The organism is Polaromonas sp., from assembly GCF_031411155.1.
Lineage (GTDB): Bacteria > Pseudomonadota > Gammaproteobacteria > Burkholderiales > Burkholderiaceae_C > Polaromonas.
The window spans coordinates 1-4,048 of sequence record NZ_JANOAL010000306.1 but is presented as its reverse complement, the minus strand read 5'-3'; the positions used below and the strand labels follow the sequence as shown (position 1 = coordinate 4,048).

Annotated in this window: 5 protein-coding genes and 1 pseudogene; 1 reads left to right on the top strand and 5 read right to left on the bottom strand. The window is 66.3% G+C overall.

Going from position 1 to position 4,048, the window contains the following annotated elements:
- The 4 genes from RMO23_RS18185 to RMO23_RS18170 form a co-directional block, all read right to left on the bottom strand.
- Positions 1-371: CoA pyrophosphatase (locus RMO23_RS18185; RefSeq protein WP_309684258.1), on the bottom strand; the 371-nt coding region annotated here is incomplete at its 3' end.
- A gap of 17 nt (positions 372-388) precedes the next feature.
- A complete protein-coding gene (locus RMO23_RS18180; protein WP_309684256.1) occupies positions 389-1,180 on the bottom strand; it encodes a hydroxyacylglutathione hydrolase in 792 nt (263 codons plus the stop codon).
- Between the two features lie 98 nt (positions 1,181-1,278).
- The gene (locus tag RMO23_RS18175; RefSeq protein ID WP_309684255.1) at positions 1,279-1,959 is read right to left on the bottom strand and encodes a tetratricopeptide repeat protein; all 681 of its coding nucleotides are present in this window, start codon (positions 1,957-1,959) and stop codon (positions 1,279-1,281) included.
- A 37-nt stretch (positions 1,960-1,996) separates the two neighbouring features.
- Positions 1,997-3,067, bottom strand: a complete 1,071-nt coding sequence (locus RMO23_RS18170) for a 3-deoxy-7-phosphoheptulonate synthase (RefSeq protein ID WP_309684254.1) — start codon at positions 3,065-3,067, stop codon at positions 1,997-1,999.
- A 180-nt stretch (positions 3,068-3,247) separates the two neighbouring features.
- Between RMO23_RS18170 and RMO23_RS18165 the strand changes: the two genes are divergently transcribed.
- On the top strand, positions 3,248-3,886 hold the full coding sequence (locus RMO23_RS18165) for an FHA domain-containing protein (RefSeq protein WP_309684253.1): 639 nt from the start codon (positions 3,248-3,250) through the stop codon (positions 3,884-3,886).
- 51 nt (positions 3,887-3,937) lie between these two features.
- Here the strand turns inward: RMO23_RS18165 and RMO23_RS18160 are convergent.
- Positions 3,938-4,048: pseudogene (locus RMO23_RS18160) on the bottom strand (poly(3-hydroxyalkanoate) depolymerase); the annotation flags it as partial.

Below are 4,048 nucleotides of genomic sequence, written 5' to 3'. Positions count from 1 at the left end.
AAACCCGAGCGCGTGACGAAATCATCGAGCCGGCCCAGGATGGCGCTGGCATCAAGTTCCAGATGCACCTCTTCGGCCAGCTCGCGCAGGGCTGCCTGCTCCGCCGTTTCGCCGGCGTCGATGCGCCCGCCGGGCAGCGCCCACTGTCCGGCATGCTTGCGCAGCTGGCCGGAGCGCCGCGTCAGCAGCAGGGCCGCCTGCGTGCTCCACACCGCATGCTGCGGAAAACCGGGCAGCTCGGCGCCATGGCCTTCGTCGGTAATGACCACGGCCACCGCGGCGGCATGCTGCTGGTCGCGCGCGGCCGCCTGCAGGGTGAAGGCGCGCAGCTGCGCCTGGATGCGCGTTCTGAGGGCGGAGTCGCGCTGCATGATGCCTGCCAATCCCGTCACCAGGCGTTGCGCAGCTCCCGCAGCTTGCTGAACACGGTCCTGGCGTCGGGCTCGTCGGGCAGGTCCGGGAAGCTTTCGCGCAGCGTGGCGATCAGGACCGGGTTGGCCAGGCGCATGAAGCTGTTGAACTGCTTTTCCTGCGCCAGCGTGGTGACGACGGAGTTCGCCGGGTCATGATCGGCCACGCTGGGCAACAGGGCTTTCGCGGCGGCGTTGCCGGGTTCGCGGTCCAGCGTGAACCTGAGGTTGTTCTCGATGTAGTCGTGGCCCGGATAGACCTGGGTGTTGTCGGGCAGTCGGGCCAGCTGCTCCGCAAAGGTGGCATAAAGCGCGTTGACGTCGCCGCCGTTGTGCACATTGCCGGCGCCGGCATTGAACAGCGTGTCGCCCGAAAACAGCGCCGGCTGCTCGGTGTGCGAGCGCAGGCAGATGTGGCACAGCGTGTGGCCGGGCGTGTCCAGGCATTCCAGCTCGACGGTCTTGCCGACCTTGATCACGTCGCCAGCCTGCACGCCCCGGTCCACCCCCGCAATGCGCCCGCCGGCCTTGTGGTGGGCGATCAGCTTGGCGCCGGTGGCCGCAATCACGGCCGCGTTGCCGCCGGTGTGGTCGTGGTGCTCGTGGGTGTTGAGCACCTGGGTGATCTGCCAGCCCTTGACCCTGGCGGTGGCCAGCGTTTTTTCATGGTCCAGCGGGTCGATGGCCAGCGCTTCGCCGGTTTCGGGGCAGGCAATCAGGTAATTGAAGTTGCGGTAGGCGTTACCGGTCCAGATGCGTTCGACGATCATCGCGGGCTCCAGGGGCTTGTTGACGGTGAGCGCTTCATTCTAGGCCGCAGGCCTGCAGCGGATGGCCTGCTGGCGAAGTCGCCGCCAAGTGGCAGGGTTCAGATCGTGCGGCGTCGCTTGGCTTCGCGCTGCTGCTCGATCAGGCGCAGCGTCGCCGCGACGCCGGCCATGTTCGGGTTCACCCTGAGCGCGCGCTCAAGGTAGGGCTGGGCGCGGTCGGGGTCACCCAGCGCCAGGTAGATCTGCCCGTAGCCCGAAAGCGCCCCGAAGTGCTGGCGGTTGCGTTTGAGGACTTCGTCGCAGTCCTTCATCGACAGCTGGTACTGGCCGAGCAGGTAATAAACCGTGGCGCGCTTGTTCCAGCCCTCGGCAAAGGCCGGCTTTTTGCGGATGATTTCGGAGAACGTGGCCAGGGCCTCGGTCAGCTCCGACGCCGCCATCTGCTGGACGCCGCGCAGAAACAAGGCATCGATCGCGCCGTCGCCCGAGCGGCTCCAGATCTGCCACAGCGCGGCTTCGGCGAGCTGGCGCACCGGCGCGTCATCGTCCCCCAGGTGGGCAACGAGACGGTCGGCGTCCATCATCGCGCCGACTTCACCCAGGCGCAGGGCGGCCGCGCGCCGCACGGCGGGTTCGGGGTGCTCGATCGCCTTGAGCGCCTGCTGCCGCGTAGACGGCGGGCCGGCCGCAGGCAGCGGCTGCGCAGCCGCCAGCGTGGTCATCGTGGGCAGGATGGCCAAGGCGATGCCAAGGGTCAGCGCACGCAACATGAGGCTCATGCTGCTCATCCTATACGCCGTAGGCGGCGCCGGCAAATTACGTAATGGCGCCGGCCCGGCGCTGGCGCACGGCCGCCGCCAGCTGCTCCAGCACGGCCACGGTCGCCTCCCAGCCGATGCAGGCGTCGGTCACGCTCTGCCCATAGCGCAAGCCCTGGCGGCCATCGACGATGTCCTGCCGGCCCTCGACCAGGTGGCTTTCAATCATCAGGCCGCAGATGCGGCTCGAGCCGCTGGCGACCTGCTGCGCGATGTCGGCCGCCACGGCCGGCTGCCTTGAATAGTCCTTGTTGCTGTTGCCGTGGCTGCAGTCGATCACCAGGCGCGGCGGCAGGCCGGATTGCTCCAGCGCCTCGGTGGCGCGCCTGACGCTGGCGGCGTCATAGTTCGGCCCGTCACTGGCGCCGCGTAGCACCAGGTGGCCATCGGGGTTGCCGGTGGTCGTGATGACCATGGCCCGGCCTTCGAGTGAAATGGTCGGAAAGCGGTGCGGCTGGGCCGCCACATGGATGGCGTCTATGGCCGCGCCCACGCTGCCGTTGGTGGCGTTCTTGAAGCCCACGGGCGCCGACAGGGCCGACGCCATCTGCCGGTGCAGCGGGCTTTCGACCGTGCGCGCGCCAATCGCGCCCCAGCTCAGCAGCTCGGCGTAATACTGCGGCGTCACCAGGTCCAGGATTTCAGAGGCCGCCGGCACGCCCAAGCGCGCGCACTCCAGCAAAATGCGCCGCGCATGGCGCAGGCCCTCGCCGATGTCGCCCTGGCCGTCCAGCCCCGGGTCATAGATCAGGCCCTTCCAGCCCATGCGCGTGCGCGGCTTTTCGAAGTAAACGCGCATCACCAGCAGCAGCGATTCGCCCAGCCGCACCGCTTCCTGGCGCAGCCGCGCCGCGTATTCGAGCGCCGATTCAGGCTCGTGGATAGAGCACGGCCCCGCCACGACCAGCAGCCGGTCATCCAGGCCGCGCAAGATGTTGCGGGTGGCGGTGCGCGAGGCGGTGATGAAGGCCGCTTCAGCCTCGCCCGCCGGCAGTTCGGTGCGCAACAGCCGGGGTTCCGGCAGCGGGTCGGCCTGGGCGATGTGGATGTCCGAGATTTGGGTGGGCATGGCGTCTCCGTGTTTCGGTACTGTTCTTCAGCCCTTCACTTTATAGCCCACTGCATTAATCAGGGCCTGTTTTTGCGACCAGCACGGTGGCCTTGTGCGCTTGAAGCGGGACGGCTACCATGGCTTTCCGCCAGCGCACCGGGCGTGTCTGGCGATCTGCATCTTCCAACAGGGGGCTTTATGCCGCAGCTCATCGCATCCGTCGAAGGCGTCGAAATCAAGCACGTTTATCTGAAAAATGACAGAACGACGCTGGGCCGCAAGCCGCATAACGACATCGTGTTTGACAACATGGTCGTCAGTGGCGATCACTGTGTGTTTGAGCTCAAGGGCATTGCCGATGTGTACGTCGAAGACCTTGGCAGCACCAACGGCACTTACATCAACGGTCACATGGTCAAGTCCCCGCAGCAGCTTGAAGATGGCGACCTCATCGCGATTGGCAAATTCAGGGTTCTGTTTCGTGCGGCATCAGCGCATGAGCCGCCCGGTTTCCAGAACGAGACCACCGCCATGCCGCTCGATGCCCTTGGCTTTCCAGGCACCAGCGGCGCGCTGCAGGCCAGCCTCAAGGTGCTGTCGGGTTCCTCGGCCGGGCTGGAGGTTCCGGTGGTCAAGGCCGTGACGACTTTTGGCCAGCCGGGCGTTTCCGTCGTGTCCATCTCTCATCGGCGCAGTGGTTACTACGTTGCACACATGAGAGGCGGGATCCCGTCCACCCTCAACGGCCAAGCCATTGGGACGGAGGCGATTGCGTTGGCCCACAAGGATGTGCTGAATCTGGCCGGAACCGAGATGGAGTTTTTGCTGAAAAACTGATAACTGTTGCACACCCAGCCAGTGCTCCGAAAACCGCCTGAATTTCTGCGCTTAATGGGCCTGCCGGCGCGGATGCTCCAGGAAAAACCGCATCATCTCGGCGCTGGCGTCAGGTCCGCCGGCGTCGGTGTACGAACCTTTTGCGCTGCCGCCTGACCAGGC